The 19,214-nt window shown below is 63.2% G+C and carries 21 protein-coding genes; 13 read left to right on the plus strand and 8 right to left on the minus strand.

What is annotated here, in order from left to right:
• Window positions 1-47: 47 nt before the first annotated feature.
• Both AC07OK_RS08295 and AC07OK_RS08300 read left to right on the plus strand, forming a co-directional pair.
• Entirely contained in the window at window positions 48-1,691 is a 1,644-nt protein-coding gene (locus AC07OK_RS08295; protein WP_494689856.1) for an alpha-amylase family glycosyl hydrolase, read from the plus strand.
• 82 nt (window positions 1,692-1,773) lie between these two features.
• Complete coding sequence (locus tag AC07OK_RS08300; RefSeq protein ID WP_494689857.1) at window positions 1,774-3,648, plus strand: glucokinase; 1,875 nt, start codon at window positions 1,774-1,776, stop codon at window positions 3,646-3,648.
• Here AC07OK_RS08300 and AC07OK_RS08305 read toward each other — a convergent pair.
• Window positions 3,645-4,394, minus strand: coding sequence for a MerR family transcriptional regulator (locus AC07OK_RS08305; RefSeq protein ID WP_494689858.1), 750 nt, complete (start codon window positions 4,392-4,394; stop codon window positions 3,645-3,647). The two genes, AC07OK_RS08300 and AC07OK_RS08305, sit on opposite strands and share 4 nt — an antisense overlap.
• 139 nt (window positions 4,395-4,533) lie before the next feature.
• On the opposite strand from AC07OK_RS08305, the gene AC07OK_RS08310 reads away from it, so the two are divergent.
• Window positions 4,534-5,067 carry a PadR family transcriptional regulator gene (locus AC07OK_RS08310; RefSeq protein ID WP_494689859.1) on the plus strand — a complete coding sequence of 178 codons (534 nt, stop codon included), beginning with the start codon at window positions 4,534-4,536 and terminating at the stop codon, window positions 5,065-5,067.
• Between the two features lie 11 nt (window positions 5,068-5,078).
• Window positions 5,079-6,326: an MFS transporter gene (locus AC07OK_RS08315; RefSeq protein ID WP_494689860.1), complete on the plus strand. Its 1,248-nt coding sequence runs from the start codon at window positions 5,079-5,081 to the stop codon at window positions 6,324-6,326.
• Here the strand turns inward: AC07OK_RS08315 and AC07OK_RS08320 are convergent.
• Window positions 6,323-6,898 (minus strand): hypothetical protein, encoded by a 576-nt coding sequence (locus tag AC07OK_RS08320; RefSeq protein WP_494689861.1) that lies wholly within the window; start codon window positions 6,896-6,898, stop codon window positions 6,323-6,325. The two genes, AC07OK_RS08315 and AC07OK_RS08320, sit on opposite strands and share 4 nt — an antisense overlap.
• A 183-nt stretch (window positions 6,899-7,081) precedes the next feature.
• Here AC07OK_RS08320 and AC07OK_RS08325 point away from each other — a divergent pair, with 183 nt between their 5' ends.
• The 7 genes from AC07OK_RS08325 (at window position 7,082) to AC07OK_RS08355 (ending at window position 12,088) form a co-directional block, all read left to right on the plus strand.
• Window positions 7,082-7,990 carry a 2-dehydro-3-deoxygalactonokinase gene (locus tag AC07OK_RS08325; protein ID WP_494689862.1) on the plus strand — a complete coding sequence of 303 codons (909 nt, stop codon included), beginning with the start codon at window positions 7,082-7,084 and terminating at the stop codon, window positions 7,988-7,990.
• Window positions 7,991-7,992: 2 nt separating this feature from the next.
• Complete coding sequence (locus AC07OK_RS08330; RefSeq protein ID WP_494689863.1) at window positions 7,993-8,613, plus strand: 2-dehydro-3-deoxy-6-phosphogalactonate aldolase; 621 nt, start codon at window positions 7,993-7,995, stop codon at window positions 8,611-8,613.
• A 38-nt stretch (window positions 8,614-8,651) separates the two neighbouring features.
• On the plus strand, window positions 8,652-9,533 hold the full coding sequence (locus AC07OK_RS08335; protein ID WP_494689864.1) for an SMP-30/gluconolactonase/LRE family protein: 882 nt from the start codon (window positions 8,652-8,654) through the stop codon (window positions 9,531-9,533).
• Window positions 9,534-9,651: 118 nt separating this feature from the next.
• Window positions 9,652-10,632 carry a glycoside hydrolase family 53 protein gene (locus AC07OK_RS08340; RefSeq protein WP_494689865.1) on the plus strand — a complete coding sequence of 327 codons (981 nt, stop codon included), beginning with the start codon at window positions 9,652-9,654 and terminating at the stop codon, window positions 10,630-10,632.
• 68 nt (window positions 10,633-10,700) lie between these two features.
• Window positions 10,701-11,126, plus strand: coding sequence for a DUF7684 family protein (locus AC07OK_RS08345; protein WP_494689866.1), 426 nt, complete (start codon window positions 10,701-10,703; stop codon window positions 11,124-11,126).
• A 100-nt stretch (window positions 11,127-11,226) separates the two neighbouring features.
• Window positions 11,227-11,712 carry a hypothetical protein gene (locus tag AC07OK_RS08350; protein ID WP_494689867.1) on the plus strand — a complete coding sequence of 162 codons (486 nt, stop codon included), beginning with the start codon at window positions 11,227-11,229 and terminating at the stop codon, window positions 11,710-11,712.
• 13 nt (window positions 11,713-11,725) lie between these two features.
• Window positions 11,726-12,088, plus strand: a complete 363-nt coding sequence (locus AC07OK_RS08355) for a hypothetical protein (protein WP_494689868.1) — start codon at window positions 11,726-11,728, stop codon at window positions 12,086-12,088.
• A gap of 18 nt (window positions 12,089-12,106) precedes the next feature.
• On the opposite strand, the gene AC07OK_RS08360 is transcribed toward AC07OK_RS08355, so the two are convergent.
• The 4 genes from AC07OK_RS08360 to groES all read right to left on the minus strand — a co-directional run bounded on the left by AC07OK_RS08360 (window position 12,107) and on the right by groES (window position 15,724).
• Complete coding sequence (locus AC07OK_RS08360; RefSeq protein ID WP_494689869.1) at window positions 12,107-13,105, minus strand: OmpA family protein; 999 nt, start codon at window positions 13,103-13,105, stop codon at window positions 12,107-12,109.
• 54 nt (window positions 13,106-13,159) lie between these two features.
• Window positions 13,160-13,621, minus strand: coding sequence for a hypothetical protein (locus tag AC07OK_RS08365; RefSeq protein ID WP_494689870.1), 462 nt, complete (start codon window positions 13,619-13,621; stop codon window positions 13,160-13,162).
• A gap of 117 nt (window positions 13,622-13,738) precedes the next feature.
• Window positions 13,739-15,385 carry a chaperonin GroEL gene (groL, locus tag AC07OK_RS08370; protein ID WP_217945760.1) on the minus strand — a complete coding sequence of 549 codons (1,647 nt, stop codon included), beginning with the start codon at window positions 15,383-15,385 and terminating at the stop codon, window positions 13,739-13,741.
• A gap of 48 nt (window positions 15,386-15,433) precedes the next feature.
• The gene (gene groES, locus AC07OK_RS08375; protein ID WP_008451606.1) at window positions 15,434-15,724 is read right to left on the minus strand and encodes a co-chaperone GroES; all 291 of its coding nucleotides are present in this window, start codon (window positions 15,722-15,724) and stop codon (window positions 15,434-15,436) included.
• Between the two features lie 289 nt (window positions 15,725-16,013).
• On the opposite strand from groES, the gene AC07OK_RS08380 reads away from it, so the two are divergent.
• Both AC07OK_RS08380 and AC07OK_RS08385 read left to right on the plus strand, forming a co-directional pair.
• A complete protein-coding gene (locus AC07OK_RS08380; RefSeq protein WP_494689871.1) occupies window positions 16,014-16,532 on the plus strand; it encodes a MauE/DoxX family redox-associated membrane protein in 519 nt (172 codons plus the stop codon).
• Window positions 16,525-17,079 (plus strand): thioredoxin domain-containing protein, encoded by a 555-nt coding sequence (locus tag AC07OK_RS08385; RefSeq protein WP_494689872.1) that lies wholly within the window; start codon window positions 16,525-16,527, stop codon window positions 17,077-17,079. The genes AC07OK_RS08380 and AC07OK_RS08385 overlap by 8 nt, the downstream gene beginning before the upstream one ends.
• Before the next feature lie 19 nt (window positions 17,080-17,098).
• Here AC07OK_RS08385 and AC07OK_RS08390 read toward each other — a convergent pair whose 3' ends face one another.
• Together AC07OK_RS08390 and AC07OK_RS08395 are read right to left on the minus strand one after the other, a co-directional pair.
• A complete protein-coding gene (locus tag AC07OK_RS08390; protein ID WP_494689873.1) occupies window positions 17,099-18,490 on the minus strand; it encodes a sensor histidine kinase in 1,392 nt (463 codons plus the stop codon).
• A complete protein-coding gene (locus tag AC07OK_RS08395) occupies window positions 18,487-19,167 on the minus strand; it encodes a response regulator transcription factor (protein ID WP_494689874.1) in 681 nt (226 codons plus the stop codon). Before AC07OK_RS08395 ends, AC07OK_RS08390 begins: the two co-directional genes overlap by 4 nt.
• Between the last annotated feature and the right edge of the window lie 47 nt (window positions 19,168-19,214).

Below are 19,214 nucleotides of genomic sequence, written 5' to 3' on the forward strand. Positions count from 1 at the left end.
TATTGTCTACAAACCTATATCCAGCTTTGCCAACCCCGGATTTTCTTATGACTAAGCAACTTACACAAGTTTCCCCGCACGCCCAGGACTGGTACCGCGAGGCCATCATTTACCAGGTCTACCCGCGCAGCTTTAACGACACCAACGGTGACGGCATCGGCGATTTACCCGGGATTACGGCAAAGCTGGACTATATCGCATCGCTGGGCGTGGACATCGTCTGGATTTCGCCTTATTTCAAATCGCCGATGAAGGATTTCGGCTACGACATCTCCGATTACTGCGACGTCGATCCGATGTTCGGCACCTTGGCCGACTTCGACGTGATGATCGCCAAGGCGCACAGCCTGGGCCTGAAGATCATGATCGACCAGGTGATGGCCCACACGGCCGAGGAGCATGCATGGTTCAAGGAGAGCCGCTCCAACCGCGACAATCCCAAGGCCGACTGGTACGTCTGGTCCGATCCGGCGCCGGACGGCAATCCGCCGAACAACTGGATGTCGGTATTTGGCGGCTCGTCGTGGCAGTGGGACACGCGCCGTCGTCAATACTATTTACATAATTTCCTGGTCAGCCAGCCGCAGGTCAATTTCCACAATCCGGAAGTGCAGCAGGCCCACCTGGACGCGCTGCGTTTCTGGCTGGAGCGCGGCGTCGACGGCATCCGCCTGGACGCCTGCAACTTCCACTTCCACGACCAGCAGCTGCGCAGCAATCCGCCGGCCCTCAACCGCGACACCGCCACCGTCTCGGACGTCAATCCCTACGGCATGCAGGCGCACATCTACGACAAGAGCCGTCCGGAGAACCTGCCTTTCCTGCAAAAACTGCGTTCGCTGCTCAATGAATACAAGGCGGTCGCCATCGGCGAAGTGGGCGCCGACGATTCGCTGGCCGTGATGGCCGAGTACACCGCCGACGGCGACAAGCTGCAGATGGCCTACAGCTTCAACCTGCTGGTGCCGACCTGCTCGTCGCACTACATCCGCCAGCAGGTGGAGAATTTCGAGGCGCGCGTCAAGGGCGGCTGGGCTTCCTGGTCGGTCGGCAACCACGACGTGCAGCGCGTGGCGACCCGCTGGGGCGGCCCGGCAGCGCCGGCGGCGTTCGCCAAGATGATCCTGGCGATGCAGCTGTCGCTGAAGGGCACGCCGTGCCTGTACCAGGGCGACGAACTGGCCTTCGCCGAGGCGGACGTGCCGTTCGAGCTGCTGCAGGATCCGTACGGCATCACCTTCTGGCCGGAGTTCAAGGGCCGTGACGGTTGCCGCACGCCGATGGCGTGGACCGACGGCGCCAACGGCGGCTTCACCGAAGGCAAACCATGGCTGCCGGTATCGCCGGACCACCTGGCCAAGGCGGCCTCGCTGCAGGAGGGCGATGCCGCGTCATCGCTGGAATTCACCCGCCAGTTCATCGCCTGGCGCCGCAAGCTGCCGCAGCTGACGCGCGGCGCGATCCAGTTCTTCGACACGCCGGAACCGGTGCTGGCGCTGCGCCGCAGTACAGGGGGCGAGGGCGAACGCGACATCATCGCCGTGTTCAACCTGGGTGCGGAGCCGGTCAGCTGCGCGCTGCCGCAGGCGGTGGGCGCCGAGCAGATGGACGGCTACGGCCTGCCGGGCACGGTGGTCGACGGCCAGGTGCAACTGCCGGCCTTCGGCGCCTGGTTCGGCTACGCGGCATAAGACGGCGGTATTTGTACCGGTTTCCTTCTTAACATCACGTATTTCGGGTATGCTTCCGCCAACTGTTTTGACTGAATTGACGATGAAACAAGCTGAAGTAGATCAAAAACTGAACCGCACCGCCTTCGCCGACGGCCCGCGCCTGCTGGCCGACATCGGCGCGACCCACGCCCGCTTCGCCTTGCAGACCGCGCCCGGCGAGTTCCGCGCGGTGCGCGTGCTCAAGTGCGACGACTACACCGACATCGTGGCGATGCTGCGCTCCTACCTGTCGGATCATTCCGATATCACGCTGAACCACGCGGCGCTGGCGGTGGCCAATCCGGTCAGCGGCGACCACGTGCGCATGACCAACCGCGACTGGGAATTCTCCACCGACGAGGTGCGCCGCGCGCTGGGCCTGCACACGCTGCTGGTGGTGAACGACTTCACCGCGCTGGCGATGTCGCTGCCGGGCCTGAAGCCGGCCGATCTGATGCAGGTGGGCGGCGGCAAGCCGGCCTCCAATTCCGTCATCGGCGTGCTGGGGCCGGGCACCGGCCTGGGCGTGTCGGGCGTGATACCGACCGTGGACGGTTTCGTCACGCTGGGTTCGGAAGGCGGCCACACCAACTTCGCGCCGGCCGACGAGCGCGAATATTCGATTTTGCAGTACGCCTGGCAGACCTGGTCGCACGTATCGACCGAGCGGCTGATTTCCGGCCCCGGCATGGAGATCATCTACCGCGCCATCGCCAAGCGCAATGGACGCCAGGTGCGCGACCTGACTTCGCAGGAGATCATGGCCGGCGCGCTGACCGACAAGGACCCGCTGTGCCTGGAAGTGCTGGAATGCTTCTGCGCCATGCTGGGCGGCGCCACCGCCAACCTGGCCGTGACCTTGGGCGCCTTCGGCGGCATGTTCATCGGCGGCGGCATCGTGCCGCGCATGGGCGAGTGGTTCGCCTCGTCGCCGTTCCGTTCGCGCTTCGAGGCCAAGGGCCGTTTCACCAGTTACCTGTCGGAGATTCCGACTTATGTGATTACCACGCCGAATCCGGCGTTCTACGGCGTGGCGACGATCTTGTCCGAGCACTTGCGCGGACGCAGCGGGGCCAACACGCTGATGGAGCGCGTGCAGCATCTGCAGCACGAGTTGACGCCGGCCGAGCAGCGCGTGGCGCAGCTGGTGCTGGAGCAGCCGCGCCTGGTGTTGAACGAACCGATCGCCGACATCGCGCGCCTGGCCGAAGTGAGCCAGCCGACCGTGATCCGTTTCTGCCGTTCGCTGGGTTTCCTCGGTCTGGCCGATTTCAAATTGAAGTTCGCCAGCAGCCTGACCGGTGCGATTCCGGTGCGCCACAGCCAGGTGCGCGTCAGCGACAGCACGCACGACCTGAGCGCCAAGGTCATCGACAATACGGTTTCCGCGATTTTGAAATTCCGCGACCAGCTGGACGTGCGTTCGCTGGACAAGGCGATCGCGCTGGTGGCCAAGGCCAAGCGGGTCGAGTTCTACGCGATGGGCAATTCGCGCGTGGTGGCGCTGGATGGCCAGCACAAGTTCTTCCGCTTCCGCATTCCGACGTCGGCGTATGGCGACTCGCACTTGCTGACCCTGGCGGCCGAGTTGTTGAATCCGGGCGACGTGGTGATTGCCATCTCCAATTCCGGCAAGCTGCCGGATCTGTTAGCGGCGGTCGATGCGGCGCGGGCGGCGGGGGCGGACGTCATCGCCATCACGTCGAGCAACTCGCCGCTGGCGAAGAAAGCCAGCGTCTGCCTGGCGGTTGACCACAGCGAAGACAGTACGACCTTCCTGTCGATGATCTCACGCATCCTGCAACTGCTGCTGATCGACATTCTGTCGGTAGGCATTTCGCTGGACACGCAGAACTCGCGCCTGGTAGTTGAGCACAAGACCGCCAACGGCGGCGACGACAACCGCCGCCTGCTGATCTCCCACCTCGACAGCTAAACAACGGGGTCAAGTCTGACGTAGTGCTGCACCGCGTGCAGCATGAACGTCGCCAGCTCGGGGTGGATCTTGTCGAAGTTGGCTTTGAAGCGCGGGTCTTCGGAGTAGGTGGCGGCCAGGCTGGTCAGCTGCTCCACCTGCGGCACCCAGAAATATTCCAGATGATCGCGCCAGCGCTGCACGATCGCCTGCACCGCCGCGCTGTCCGCTCCCTGCGGCATGGCCGCGACCATATCGGTATAAACCGTATTCCCTTCCTCCATGATGGCGTCCTGTTTGGCCTTGCTGTACGCGCCCCATTGTTTGGTCGATGCCCTTACCGTGGCCGCGTCGTAGCGCTGTTCCGCTTCCTTGGCGTATGCCTGTTGCTGCGGCTGGTTCAAGCCGGAAAATAAACCTTCGCTGCTCATGATCTGCTTCCCTTGTAGGTGGAGGATGGTGTTGTCCACAGTCGCGATCAGGCCTTGCAGCCGTTCGGCCTGATTGCGCAACGCTTTCTTGTGACTGAGCAGAGCCGCCATGACGTCGAAATCGTCGCGGTCCATCAGCTTGCGGATCTCCGCCAGCGGCACGTCCAGTTCCCGGTAGAACAGGATCTGCTGCAAGCGCAACTGCGCCGCCTCGCCGTAATAGCGATAACCGTTGTCGCCGACGCGCGATGGCTTCAACAAGCCGATCTCGTCGTAATAGTGCAGGGTCCGGGTGGTGACGCCGGCCAGCTTGGAAAGTTGTTTTACTGTGAGCATGGGAGCATCGTGAACTCTGACGTGGCGTGTAGGTCAAGCGTAAATTATATAAAAAAAGTCCTTGAACTCTTCCGTAAACAAGTTAAGATATATCTTAATAAGTTATATCTTAACTTGTTATATCGTAAGGAGTTTAAAAATGTTTAGATTTTTACATCACCAACACCGCCATCACGCCATGCATGGCGACCATCACCACCATCGCGGCGGCGGCGGACGCGGCCGTGGACCGAAAATGTTCGACGCCGGCGCCATGCGCTATGTCGTGCTGCACCTGATCGCTGAAAAGCCGCGCCACGGTTATGAACTCATCAAGGAGCTCGAACAGCTTTCCGGCGGCGGCTATACGCCCAGCCCGGGCGCCATCTATCCGTTGCTGTCCCTGCTGCTCGATATGGGCCATGTCTCGGCCATGGCTGATGGCAACAAGAAGCTGCACACCATCACGCCCGAAGGCGAGGCTTTCCTGGCCGAGAACCGCCAGTTCGTCGACGTCATCCTGGCGCGCCTGGGCGAGCCGTCCGAGGGCCGCGTCGATCTGCGCATGATGATGCATGAGCTGAAGGCCGCCGTGATCGACAAAGCCCATGGCCCCGGCGCCAGCGACCAGCGCGCCGCGCAGATCCGCGCCATCCTGCAGCGCGCGGTCAGCGAAGTGAATCAACTGGACTAATCCTACATCACATGACAACAATAACCATCCCACTGCCGCCGGCGCGCGAGCGTATCGTGCTCTGGCTGTTGGCGCTGACCCAGTTCACCGTCATCATGGACTTCATGGTGATGATGCCGCTGGCGCCGCAGCTGATGCGCGCCTTTGCCATCGAGCCGGCCGCCGTGTCGGGCGCGGTGTCGGCCTACGCCTGGTGCGCCGGCCTGTCCGGCCTGCTGGCCTCCATGTATATCGACCGCTACGACCGCAAGCGCCTGCTGCTGGCGATGTTCGCGTTGTTCACCTTGTCGAACCTGGCCTGCGCGCTGGCGCCCAACTTCCACCTGCTGGTGCTGTCGCGCGCCTTTGCCGGCCTGACCGGCGGCGTGCTGGCCTCCATCATCATGGCCATCATCGGCGACCTGATCCCGCCCGACCGTCGCGGCGCGGCCACCGGCATCGTGATGACTTCGTTCAGCCTGGCCGCCGTGGCCGGCGTGCCGACCGGCGTGATGCTGGCCGCGCACTTCGGCTGGGCCTCGCCGTTCTATCTGCTGGTGGTGTTTTCGCTGCTGATCTGGTTCGCCGCCTGGCGCGTGCTGCCGGCGCTGGACGGCCATCTGACGCGCCGCGTGCCGCTGTCCGAGGTGCTGCCCAATCTGATCGGCCTGTACCGCGTGCGCGGCCACCTGAAAGCCTTCCTGCTGTCGGGCGTGAATATGTTGACGGGCATGCTGGTGATTCCCTTTATCTCGCCGGTGCTGGTGGAGAATATCGGCGTGCAGCCGGCGGAGATCACCTTTGTCTACCTGGCCGGCGGCGTGGCCACGCTGTTCAGCGCGCGCAGGATAGGCAAATGGTCGGACCGGGCCGGCGCCCAGCGGGTGTACCGTTATATCGCGCTGTTCTCGATCCTGCCGATCATGTTCATGACGCACATGCCGGCGATCCCGCTGGTGGCGGTGATCCTGTTCTTCCCGTTCTTCATGATGGCTCTGTCGGGCCGCAACATTCCGATGCAGGCCTTGATGACGACGGTGCCGGAGCCGGCCAAGCGCGGCGCCTTCCTCAGCTCTAACTCGGCGATCCAGCAAGTGGGCAGCGGCGTCGGCGCGCTGTTGGGGGGATTGATGCTGCACACCGATGCGGCCGGCCATATCGTCGGCTACGGTCTGAACGGCTGGATCGCAGCCGGCCTGACCTTGTTCTCGGTGTGGTGGATAGGGCAGGTGGGCGCAGCCGCCAAGGCCGCGCCGCAGGCGGAGCGGAAACTCGCTTAGCCGTCGATGCTGGTGCGCTTGGCGGGGTGTTTTTCACGGCGCCAGCGCGCCAGGCTGATGACTTCGTCGGTGCTGGCGTCTTCCACCAGGATTTCTTCGTCGCTCGACGAGACCAGGAAGCTCTCCCATCGCTGCGCCGCATCGCTGCTGTTTTCCACAAAGCTGAACTGCCAGTAGTTCTTGCCGTTCAGCTTGCGCGGGGCCGGATCGTACTCGATCAGCGCCCCGTGCGATTTGCCACCCGAATTCTTCTCCACGATGGCCGACCACGCTTGCAGTTCCGGCAGCGCCATCAGCGCCGCCGCGGCCTGTTCCTTGCTGCGCACATGCTGGACTTCGGCCGAGGCCGACGGCGCCACATTGACGGCCGCGCGCGGCGCTGCCGTCGCGCTGGCGGACGCCGACGCCGAGGCCGAACCGCTGGCGCTGGCCGGCAGCTTGGCTATCGCCGGCATGACCTGGGATTCGGCCGGCTTGATGGCGGCGAAATAGACACCCCCGCCCAACAGCAACGCACCGGCGACGGCGCTTGCAATGAACAGATTTCGGGTGGACGGGGTGCGAGATGCCATATACGTGAATGCCTGGATTGTTGGTTGCGGTCATACTAAACCAAAGGCATCCAAGGGGCAACTTTTACCGGCCTGAACAGGCCTTGGCTATACTATTTTGATATTACTCCCGCGAGATAATTCATTGGAGGCGGGCCGGTCTTTTTCGTACCATGGCGGCAGCGTCGTAAAAGGGATCGCATAGTGGAAAAAAATATACTGGGCATAGACTGGGGCACGAGCAACCGTCGGGCCTATCTGGTCGATCAACACGGCGCCTGCCTGGCCGAACACGAGGATGACCAGGGCATGCTGGCGGTCGGCGGACGCGAGCGCTTCGGCGATTCGCTGGCCGGCCTGCTCGACGCCATGGGCATAGACGGCCAGGTGCCGGTGATCATGTCCGGCATGGTCGGCAGCGCCTCCGGCTGGCAGGAAGTCGCCTACCTCGACAGCGCCGTGCCCTTGCGGCGCCTGCCGCAGCACCTGGCGCCGGTGAGCGACGCCGACTGGGCCGGCCGCTGCCGCATCGTGCCCGGCTATTGCTACCGCAACGGCGTCACCGTCGACGTCATGCGCGGCGAGGAGACCCAGCTGCTGGGCGCGGTGGCGCTCGGCCATCGCGATGGCTGGCTGGTGCTGCCCGGTACCCACAGCAAATGGGTGCTGCTGCGCGACGGCGTGATCCAGTCGCTGTCGACCTACATGACCGGCGAGCTGTTCGCCATGCTGTCGGCGCGCGGCACCCTGTCGTCCATGATGGGCGGCGACGCCTCGGATGCGGAGGGTTACGCCATCGGCCTGCGGCAGGCCGTCCTCAACGAACCACTATCGAATACCCTGTTCCGCGTGCGTGCCGGCGTGGTCTCGCGCAGCGCGCCGCAGGCGCAGGCGCCGGCCGTGGTCAGCGGCTTGCTGATCGGCGCCGAATTCGCCGCCGCCACCCGCGCGCTGGCCGAGGGCGGTGGCGCGGCCGGCATCACCGTCATCGGCTCGACCGCGTTGGCGGCCCGCTACGCCGTGGCCGCCGGCCACTTCGGCTTGCAGTGCGACGTGCTCGATCCGCATCGCGTGTATTGCGCCGCGATTTCCCAATTCCATCACCAGGCTTGAACATGACTCCATCCCACCCCACCGTACCACTGGTCGCCATCCTGCGCGGCCTGCAACCCGAGGAGGCGGTCGCGGTCGGCAAGGTGCTGCACCAGGCCGGCTTCCGCGCGCTGGAAGTGCCGCTCAACCGTCCCGGCGCCATCGAATGCATCGCCGCGCTGGTCAAGGAACAGCTGCCCGATACGCTGGTCGGCGGCGGCACCATGCTCAACGTCGGCCACGTCGAGGCCGTGTACGAAGCGGGCGGACGCCTGCTGGTTTCGCCGAACTGCAATCCGGCCGTGATCCGCCGAGCGGCCGAGCTGGGCATGTACTGCGCGCCCGGCGTCGCCACGCCGACCGAAGCGTTTGCCGCGCTCGACGCCGGCGCCCATGCGCTCAAACTGTTCCCGGCCGATATGGTCGGCCACAACGGCCTGAAGGCGTTCAACAGCGTGGTGCCCGCCGGCACGCCGATGTGGCCGGTCGGCGGCATCACGCCGGACAATATGGAAGGCTGGGTGCGCGCTGGCGCCACCGGCTTCGGCATCGGCGGCCAGTTGTACACGCCGGGCGTCGGCCTGGAGGAACTGGGGCAGCGGGCAGCGGCCTACGTGAGCAAATGGCGCGCTTTGACCGCTTAAGCTTTATGATGGCGGATTCGACACTCGGAGTAAAACTGATGAGCAAGCATGACGTGCAATGTATCTGGGAAGCCGGCGCGCAGCTGGGCGAAGGCCCGCTGTGGGTGGCGGAGCAAAACCGCCTGTATTTCGTCGACCTGAAAAACCAGATCTTGCACGCGCTGGATGTGGACGGCGGCCAGCGCCACAGCTGGACCATGCCCGACTACATCTGCTGGCTGGTCGCGCGCCGCGACGGCGACGGCTTCATGGCCGGCCTGCGCGACGGCATCGCTCGCGTGTGGCTGGAGCCGGAACTGCGCATCGAATACCTGGCGCGTCCGTTCCCGGCCGGCAGCGGCCTGCGCATGAACGACGCCAAGGCCGACAGCGCCGGCCGCATCTGGGCCGGTTCCATGCACAACACCGACTACGCGCAGGCCATCGGCCTGCTGTTCCGTCTGGATACCGACCTGTCGCTGACGGTGGCCGACGAGGGCTACCACATCTGCAACGGCCCAGCCTTCAGCCGGGACGGCGCCACCATGTACCACACCGACAGCCTTGAAGGCCGCACCTATGCCTATCCGCTGGCGGTCGACGGCACGCTGGGCGCGCCGCGCATGTGGCGCCAGTTCGGCGACGGCGAAGGTTCGCCGGACGGCATGACGGTCGACAGCGAAGGCTGCGTCTGGATCGCGCAGTGGGGCGGCGGCCGCGTCTGCCGCTACTCGGCCGACGGCGAACTGCTGGACACCATCCATGTGCCGGTGCGCAATCCGGCCTCGTGCACCTTCGGCGGCGCCGACCTGAAGACGCTGTTCATCACCACCGCGCGCGAGGACAACACGCCCGAGCAGTTGCAGGAGTTCCCGCTGACCGGCGCCTTGTTCGCCGTGCGGCTGGACGTGGCCGGCGTGCCGGCCGCGCGCTTCGGCTAGCGGCGGCACTCATCGTTATCCGTTTTTTAGAGATGCCGCGCGACGCGGCGGGGGGAGGTGCGCACACGTGGTCGGCAGTGAGTGTCATTCAAACTATAAAAAACTGGAGACAAAAATAATGAAGCTCAAGCATTTGCTGTTCGCGTTCTGCGGCCTGGCGTTCAGCCTGGGCGCGCAGTGCGCCACCTTCGCCAACGGCGCCGATGTCGGCTGGGTCAGCCAGCAGGAGTCCAGCGGCTATTCGTTCTACAACAGCAGCGGCGTCAAGACCGATCCGTTTGTGCTGCTGAAGAACTTGCAGGTGAACTCGATCCGGCTGCGCGTGTGGGTCAACCCCAGCGGCGGCTGGAACAACGGCGCCGACGTGCTGTACAAAGCCAAGCGCGCCGCCGCCCAAGGCCAGCGCATCCTGATCGACTTCCACTACAGCGACGGCTGGGCCGACCCCGGCCAGCAGACCAAGCCCGCCGCCTGGGCCAGCCACACGCTGGCGCAGCTCAACAACGACGTCTACAGCCACACGCAGGGGATCCTCAGCTACCTGAAGACCAATGGCATCACGGTCGAGTGGGTACAGGTCGGCAACGAGATCAACAGCGGCATGCTGTGGCCGGAAGGGAAGACCACCAGCTTCGCCAACCTGGCCGGGCTGATCAACAGCGGCTACAACGCCACCAAGGCGGTCTATCCCGACGCCAAGGTGATCCTGCACCTGGCCAACGGCTATGACAACGCCGTGTTCCGCTGGTTCTTCGATGGTGTGAAGGGCGCGGGCGCCAAGTGGGACGTGATCGGCATGTCGCACTATCCGCCGGCGTCGGACTGGGCCAACTACAACAACAAGATCTCGACCAATATGTGGGACATGGTGTCGCGCTACGCCAAGCCGGTGATGGTGACGGAAGTGGGCCTGGACTGGACCCAGGCCGCCACCAGCAAAGCCATGCTGGCCGATCTGCTGAGCAAGACCAAGGCGCTGGGCTCGAACGGGCTGGGCGTGTTCTACTGGGAGCCGCAGGCGTATCCGGGCTGGCAGGGCTATACGATGGGCGCGCTCGACGCGAGCGGCAAGTTCACCATCGCGCTGGATCCGTTTTAAACCGTGAGGGCAGGGAGGGGCGGGCTCCTCCCTGTTAGAATCCGGGATTCGTTTTTTATGGTCCCATCATGCAGAAGCCAGTCATCCGTTATTTACACCTCACCCCGGACAGCGATCTTCCCGCGCTGGAAGGCCTGTCGCACTTCAAAGCCGTGGTGGTGGTCGAGGCCGACGTGGCGGAGATGACGATGTGGGAAACCAGCCGCTGGCTGGTGGAGTCCGGCTGTGCGCTGGCGCTTGTGTGGGGCAAGGAATGCGAAGCCTGGCGCGAAGCGATCGAAGACGCCAGCCTGGAAGCGGTCAACTACGAAGACGTGCCGGACGAACAGCTGCTGATCACCACCGCGCACGAGGACGAGGAACTGAGCGAAGCGTTCTGGTACGCCAGGCACCGCGCCGCGCACCCCGCGCACGAACTGCGCGAGACGCTGATCGTGCACATCGCCGACACCCCGCGCCGCGAGGAGCTGGAAGCGGAGTATCGCGACGCCTGAACAGGCGAGCACACCTTTGAGTGCGATCAGGCCGTACCGCCGCACCGCATGCTACACCTGCCATCGAGGCGTTGTGGAGCTTGATGGAGGAGGCGGCGGAATGAACAACAAAAGTATCTATTACTCTTGCTCGACTTGGATCGCGTATGAAATCAGCCAGTATTTCTACGGCGAGATTCACTATGCCTGGTGTACGCCTTACTTCGACCCGCAGTCGAGACTGAACCCGTATAACTCAGTACCGCCAAGCTCAAACCCACGTATGCTGTATTGGGGTCTTATGAAGGATGTGGATGCGTTGGATCTGCATTCATCCAGAGTAGACAACGTCCGGGCTGGTATTCAGCGTGGCGCTTTTAGTCGGTTAAATGAAGGTATGATTGGTACGTCTCAGTACAGGGAAATTCTCAAGCTGATACGGCGGGCTCATCCCGCCAATTTTAAACCCCTTATGCTGGTGATCCCGGCGGCGCCGGTAGCTGCTTTGCTTAAGTCGGTATCGGTGACACAGCGGGCTAGCCTTTTCTCTGAGGAGTACATCATCAAGAAATTGCCAAGAAGTCTCTTTGATGCGATTGAGCTATGAATCGGAGCGAGTCATGGACATTCTTACCTATGTTGAATGCGTACCTGAAGATACCGCCTTTTCTGTGATTTATTATTGCATTCGAGCTTTGGATCAAGCAGGCTTACCCGAAGAGCAGCAGCGCGATATCTTTTTCGATGGGTCATCCAATCCTGCTACGCCGGAAGGCATCGTGCTTACCAAGACTATTTTGGCCGCTATCGAAGAAGCGGAGCATAAGCGCATTGATGATCTGGACCGGACGACAGCCGAAGTCTACATCCGAAATGCCGCCAATGCGATGGATACACTGATCGACCGGATGGCGGGATGCGACGAGGCCAGGGGCGAAGAACTATTGCGGAAAATGGAAGCCGCATCGCTGATCTCGTTGTAGCCTCCGCCGCCGACTTGTTTATTGCTTGACCAGCTCGACCCGGCGATTCTTCTCGCGTCCGGCATCGGCATCGTTCGAGGCCGCCGGCGCGTACGAGGCCACGCCCTTGGCGCTCAGCCGCTTGGCGTCGACCTTGTAGTCCGCCGCCAGCACCTTGATCACCGACTCCGCCCGCTTCTGCGACAGCTCCAGGTTGTGCGCCAGCGCGCCCTGGCTGTCGGTATGGCCGACCACGTACAGCTTCAGCTTGCCATCCTGCTGCAGCAGCTTGGCCATCTCGGCCAGCGCGGCCTTGGACTCCAGCTTGACGTCGGTCTTGTCGGTGTCGAAGAAGACGCCGTACACGGCCACCTTGCCGTCGGCCGCGATGCCCTTGGCCATGTCGGCCGCGTTCAGGTTGACCGACACCTTGCCGCCTTCCATCGCCTTGGCCTCGACGATCTCGACGTAGATACCGCCCAGCTTGTCCTGCACCGGCGCCACCGAATACACACCCACGTGGACCAGCGAGCCGTCCGGGCGCGTGCCCTTGGCCAGCAGGTAGCGCTCGTCGTCGCGGCCGTAGTTGAACGGATCCCAGCTGGCCTCTGCACCCTGGATGAAATGATCGCCGACGCGTTTTTCGAGGAAGAATTCGCCGAAGCCCTTGCCGCAGGTTTCCTTGGCGCAGGCGAACACGGTTTTCAGGCCGGCCTTTTCCAGCGCCGCCTGGTAGTTGCGCATCACCTCCAGCGCCGAGCGTTCAGGCGGGAAGTTGTAGGCCATGCGGGTGTATTTGCCTTCCAACAGCAGCGAGCTGTCGAACGCCATCTGGCCGCCCTTGTTCTCGCCGCGCTTACCGGCTGGCAGCATCACCTCGTCGAATTCCTTGATACCGTAGCCGACCATCTTCGACCCTTCAAAGCGCGACAGCAGCGGATGATCCTTGCCGCCTTTGACGGTATCCTGCGCCGGCATCTTCTGGGCATGGGCAAGGCCGGCACACAGCAGCAATGGAAGAAGGCGATAAGCACGCATGGCGGTCCCGTCTAAGGAAAGTTGAGGAACGTCGATTGTAGGCAGGGATTGTCTTTAGATCAATCTTAACTTTTCAATCGTGCCGGCCCCGCCGGACAATCTCATCGTTTGGTCGTGGGGATGGGATCTGTAGTCGCCCGATATCAGCGATACTCTTTGGTATGCCATATCCTCAGAATGTAGATCGAGGAATTGTTGATCTCGTAAACTGGCGGGAAGTCGCTTACGCAGCCCCATCTCTAAACTAGATAGTGCTTGTTGTTCAGCGATTGGATAAAAGCGGTACACATACCAAGCATAGAGATAAATGTTTTTCGCAGTTTCATACTGTATGACAACGTCCTTTGGTACATCCGGGCAGAGCTGGAATTTAGCGATATCGGCGTAATGGTCCGGTAACGTAGCATCTCTTAAACCATGCTCGTCATATCGCGAATAGACAGTGTGCCTTGCGTCAGGCACATTGATCTCTTCTAGCCTTTTGAGTAAGTCTGCGGTCGAAATGTCGTCGTTCATTGAGCTTGTTTGTGAGACTAAGAAAGGCTTTCGGCCAGCCGATAGTATCGCCCTCATGTAAAAAAGCCAGCTTCCGAAGAAGCTGGCTTTTCTGTACAGCGAGGCTTATGCCGGCAATTACATCATGCCGTCCATGCCGCCCATGCCGCCCATACCACCCATGCCGCCCATGCCGCCACCAGCTTTGTCTTCGCTGATTTCAGCGATCATGCAGTCGGTGGTCAGCATCAGGCCAGCGATCGATGCTGCGTTTTGCAGTGCCGAACGGGTGACTTTGGCTGGATCCAGAACGCCCATTTCGACCATGTCGCCGTAGGTGCCGTTGGCGGCGTTGTAACCGTAGTTACCTTTGCCAGCCAGAACCGCTGCAACCACCACCGAAGCTTCTTCGCCGGCGTTTTGCACGATCATGCGCAGTGGCTCTTCCATGGCGCGCAGAACGATCTTGATACCTGCGTCCTGGTCCGGGTTGTCGCCTTTGACGGTGATCGAAGCGCGAGCGCGCAGCAGGGCTACGCCGCCGCCAGGAACGATGCCTTCTTCCACGGCAGCGCGGGTTGCGTGCAGTGCATCTTCAACGCGGGCTTTCTTTTCTTTCATTTCAACTTCGGTGGCAGCACCGACTTTGATCACCGCAACGCCGCCGGCCAGCTTGGCCACGCGCTCTTGCAGTTTTTCACGGTCGTAGTCCGAGGTCGCTTCTTCGATTTGCACGCGGATTTGCTTGACGCGGCCTTCGATCGATTCAGCCTGGCCAGCACCGTCGATGACGATGGTGTTTTCCTTGCCGATTTCGATGCGCTTGGCTTGGCCCAGCTCTTCCAGCGTGATTTTTTCCAGGGTCATGCCGACTTCTTCAGCAACCACTTGACCGCCGGTCAGGATTGCGATGTCTTCCAGCATGGCCTTGCGACGGTCGCCGAAGCCTGGGGCTTTGACTGCGCAGGTTTTCAGGATGCCGCGGATGTTGTTCACCACCAGGGTTGCCAGTGCTTCGCCTTCGATGTCTTCGGCGATGATCAGCAGTGGACGGCCGGCTTTAGCGACTTGTTCCAGTACCGGCAGCAGATCGCGGATGTTCGAGATCTTCTTGTCGCACAGCAGGACGAATGGATTGTCCAGGATGGCGACTTGCTTTTCCTGGTTGTTGATGAAGTATGGCGACAGGTAGCCGCGGTCGAACTGCATACCTTCAACGATGTCCAGCTCGTCGTTCAGCGACTTGCCGTCTTCCACGGTGATGACGCCTTCTTTGCCGACTTTTTCCATCGCTTCAGCGATACGCTCGCCGATCGAGTAGTCCGAGTTGGCCGAGATCGCGCCGACCTGGGCGATTTCCTTGGTGGTGGTGCAAGGACGGGCCAGGATGGCGATCTGCTCGACGGTGGCAGCAACTGCCTTGTCGATGCCGCGCTTCAGGTCCATCGGGTTCATGCCGGCGGCAACGAACTTCATGCCTTCGCGCACGATGGCTTGTGCCAGCACGGTCGCGGTGGTGGTGCCGTCGCCGGCGTTGTCGCTGGTGCGGGAAGCAACTTCCTTGACCATCTGCGCGCCCATGTTCTGCAGCTTGTCTTTCAGTTCGACTTCTTTAGCGACCGATACGCCGTCCTTGGTGACGGTAGGTGCGCCGAACGAACGTTCCAGCACCACGTTGCGGCCTTTAGGGCCCAGGGTGACTTTGACTGCGTTAGCCAGGATGTTGACGCCTTCAACCATTTTGGCGCGCGCTGCGTCGCCGAAAATTACTTCTTTAGCTGCCATGTTGTTTCTCCAGAATTAGGTGAGTACGATTGCAAACGTGCGTGTCAATTACTTGACGACGATCGCCATGATGTCTTCTTCGCGCATGACCATCAGTTCCTGACCGTCGACTTTGACGGTTTGGCCGGCGTATTTGCCGAACAGGACGCGGTCGCCTACCTTGACATCCAGCGGACGGACTTTGCCATCTTCCAGAATCTTGCCATTGCCGACGGCGAGTACTTCGCCTTGATCCGGTTTTTCAGCAGCCGCATCAGGGATGATCAGGCCGGACGCAGTTTTGGTTTCCTGGTCGAGGCGTTTGACGATTACGCGATCGTTCAAAGGGCGAAGGTTCATACAAAACTCCTTAAATTAACAATGGGACAGTTTGTTGCCACACCAACAGGGTTGCTGAGGCGGAAAGTTTGGCCGAGAGCGCTGTTAGCACTCCCTTGGAACGAGTGCCAATTATAGGGACGACCCTGCCGTATTTCAAGGCGCAAGGTTGGTGTGTGCGCAAATAAGCGCAAAAATGCTGCAGATATGTACCTTAAATGGAATGTTTGTTTATTTACTATCGAAGTTGACAACGTTTATCCAAGCTCCTACTATTGCTACGTTGCAAACAGTGGGAGCGCTATCCGCGATGAACGTCGACCAATTCCTGGGCGAGATCCTGCGTTATTTCGTCGTCCTGCTGATGCTGGCCGCCGCAACTGCCAAGTTGCGCGACATGGCCGGCTTCCGCGACAATCTGGCCAGCCTGTTCGGCATGGGCCCGGCGTTGCGCGCGCTGGTGGCGCCGGCGATACCGGTGACGGAGCTGGCGGTGGCCGCGCTGCTGCTCGGCGGCCCGGCGCGCGTCGGCATGCTGGCCGCGCTGCTGATGTTGTGCGGCTTCACGGCGCTGGTCGGGTACAAGTTTTATACGCAAAGCGTGGTCCGCTGCAGCTGTTTCGGCGAGGCGGAGCGCTCGCTGTCCGGCCTGGACCTGCTGCGCAATGGGCTGGTCATCGCGGCGATAGCCGCTGGCCTGATGCTGCCGGCCGGGAAGGCGCTGCCGCTGCACGTCGCGCTGCTGGCGGCGTCGCTGGGCTTGCTCGCGTGCGTGATCGCGGTTCATTTCCATGAAATCGTCCACTTGTTGAGCCCCAGCGATGGATAGCCAGATTCTCTACCTTACGCTGGCGTTGCTGGCCTGCGGCCTGGCACTGAATCTCAAGTTGACGCTGTCAGTGCTGCAAACGAGCCGGCGCGAGCGCGAGACGCCCGAGCCGCTGCGGCCAGGCGAGCCGGTGCCTGAGGTGGCGGCGCGTGACTTGGGCGTCGGCGCAACGCATCGCCTGGGCGCTAGCGGCCAGGCGGCGGCGCTGCTGTTCCTGTCGAGCAAATGCCCCAAGTGCCGCACCAAGCTGGCCGAGATCGGCCAGATGCTGGCGCCGGCCGAGCAGGCTGGGTTGGCGATCTGGATCGTCAGCTATGAGCCGGCTTGGCGCCTGCGCCAGTTCCTGGGCGGCGCCTTGCCGCTGTCGCGGGTGCTGCGGGTGACGCGGCGCGATTACCGCTTGCTGAACGCTATGCAGGCCTCGCCGGCCTACCTGATGGTTGGCCATGACGGCGTGCTGGAAGCGTCCGGCATGATCGGTGACGGCAACTGGCAGGACTTGTGCGCCCAGCTGGCCGACAGCGCCGAGGCGCCGCTGCCGGCTTGACGGCGTTCGCTGCGAGCGCTCAGGCGGCCGGCAATGTCAGCCGGAAGCGCACCTGGCCCGGTTCCGCCTCGGCCAGCGCCAGGCTGCCGCCGTGGGCCACGGCGATGTCGCGCGCCAGCGACAGGCCCAGCCCGACACCCGGCACGCGGCGCTGGTGGGCCTGGTCGGCGCGGTAGAAGCGGTCGAACAGCCGGTGCCGGTGCTCGGGCGCGATGCCGTGTGATGCATTGCTGACGTCGATGCGCCATTGCTCGCCCTTGCGCCGGGCCGACAGCGCGACCCAGCCGCCCGGCAAGCCGTATTTGATGGCGTTGCTGACCAGGTTTTGCAACACCTGGCACAGCAGCTCGGCGTCGCCGCGCACGGCGATGTGTTCGGGCAGGGCCAGGCGCACCGGGCGTTCGTCGTCGAGCAGGCCGATGTCCTCGGCCAGTTCGTCCAGCGTCGGGCGCAGGTCGACCGGGCACATGGGAATGGCCAGCTGGCCGGCGTCGGCCCGCGCCAGCAGCAGCAGCTTGCGCACGATGCTGTCGAGCCGCCGCACTTCGTCGAGCATATTGGCCAGGCCCTGTTCCAGCACAGGATCCGCTGCGGCGCCGGCCTGGGCGAAGCTGCGTTCCAGCTCGCCCTGGAGGATGGTCAGCGGCGTCCTCAGCTCATGGGCGGCGTCGCCGGAGAAGCGCGCCGCCTGCAGGAAGCTGCGCTGCAAGCGGTCCAGCATGGCGTTGAACACGCTGACCATCTGGGCGAATTCCAGGTCTTCCTCGGCGGCCGAGACCCGCTGGTCCAGCTCGCTCGCGGTGAGCCGCACCATGACGCCGGTCAGGTGCTCCACCGGCCGCATCGCGCGTCCGGCCAGATACCAGGCCAACGCGCCCATGGCCACGGCCAGCACGCCGATGGCGGCCCCGAAACGCACCAGGCTGGCGCGCACCTGGGCGTCCGACAGGCTGCGGTTGACCGCCACCCAGATCGTGACGGAGCCGTGCACGGCGCTGCCGATGCGCCAGCTCTGGCCGCCGCCTTCGACGGTATGCAGGCCGGGGCCGCGCGGCAGCGGGGCGTCGCCGAACACGCGCTGCCAGGCCGGGCTGCGATACAGCGGGCCGTGGCCGGCGTCCTCCACCAGCAGCAGGGCGTGGGCCAGCGGCGCGCTGTCGGGCGGGGCGAAGCCGCCGAAGCTGGCGTTGAGTTGGGCGTCCGTGGCTGGCCACAGCGCTTGCGGCGTGGCCTGGAAGCCGGGCCCGGCCAGGTGGGCAGACAGCATGTGGTCGATGATGGCGGCACGGCGCTGGATGATGGTGTAGCTGGCCATGGCGTACAGCAGCAGGATGGCGGCCAGCGCGGTGAGGGTGGAGCCGAGGGCGATGCGCAGCCGGAACGAGCGCAGGCGCGGCCAGCGCGCCCTCACGCCGGGCCGTCCGGCTTGCGCAGCCGGTAGCCGACGCCGCGCACGGCCTCGATGGCCACGCTGTCGGGCAGCTCCAGCTTCTTGCGCAGGCGCTGGATGCAGACGTCCACCATATTGGTCTGCGGCTCGAAATCGTAGCCCCACACGTGCTCCAGGATCTGGGTGCGGGTATACACCCGGCCCGGCGAGCGCATCAGGTATTCCAGCAGGTTGATTTCGCGCGCGGTCAGCTCGACGGCGCGGCCGTCGACCTCGGCCACCCGGCTCAGGCGGTCCAGCCGCAGCGGGCCCAGGGTCAGCACGTTTTGCCGCTCGCCGCTCACGCGCCGCAGCAGGGCGTGGATGCGCGCCACCAGCTCCTCCACGTAGAAGGGCTTGGCCAGGTAATCGTCGGCACCCAAGTTGAGGCCGGTCAGGCGATCGTCCAGTTCGTTGCGGGCGGTCAGCAGGATGACGGGCATGTTGCGCCCCTTGCGCCGCATGGCCTTGAGGATGGACAGGCCGTCGCGGCCCGGCACCATCACGTCCAGCAACACCACGTCGTAGTCGCGCGCCAGCGCGTAATCATAGCCAAGGTTGCCATCTTCGCAATGGTCGACCAGGAAGCCGTGTTCGCGCAGGCCGGCGCACACAAAACTGGCGATGCGTTGTTCATCTTCTACTAAAAGCGCTCTCATGGCGGCATTGTCGACGCTGCCCCGGCCGCCGTCAATCCTGGCGTTTG

The organism is Duganella sp. GW821-FHT07G03, from assembly GCF_059418605.1.